Origin of the sequence: Burkholderia sp. SIMBA_062 (assembly GCF_046534765.1) — a bacterium.
In the GTDB taxonomy this organism is placed as follows: Bacteria; Pseudomonadota; Gammaproteobacteria; order Burkholderiales; family Burkholderiaceae; genus Burkholderia; species Burkholderia ambifaria.
In genome coordinates this window covers 1-254 of the sequence record NZ_JAWRYD010000438.1, presented here as the reverse complement: position 1 = coordinate 254, position 254 = coordinate 1, and the positions used below count along the sequence as shown (strand labels likewise).

The 254-nt window shown below is 66.1% G+C and carries 1 protein-coding gene; it reads left to right on the top strand.

Annotated elements, in window-relative coordinates; genetic code table 11:
- A partial coding sequence (locus SB786_RS36980; protein ID WP_410731680.1) for a hypothetical protein occupies positions 1 to 248 on the top strand: 248 nt, incomplete at its 5' end.
- Positions 249 to 254 lie beyond the last annotated feature (6 nt).

Sequence of the window (254 nt, the reverse complement as noted above, 5' to 3'; positions counted from 1 at the left end):
CTCAGACCCAGCGAGTTGGCCCGCTGCTGGATGCGCTGCCCCAGCCTCTCACCCTGCGTATGCATGAAATCCGTCGCTTGCTCTGCCGTGGCCCGAGGGGCATCGACAGATGTGCCATCAGAAGACGCGGGCGCCTCATGATCAGGCACTGCATCGACGGGGCGTACGTGCACCCTCGGCGCCATCCCGGCCAGACCTTGCGCGAGCGCATGCTGCAGCTCGCGCAAGGCCGTATCACGCTCGCCTGAGTTGCT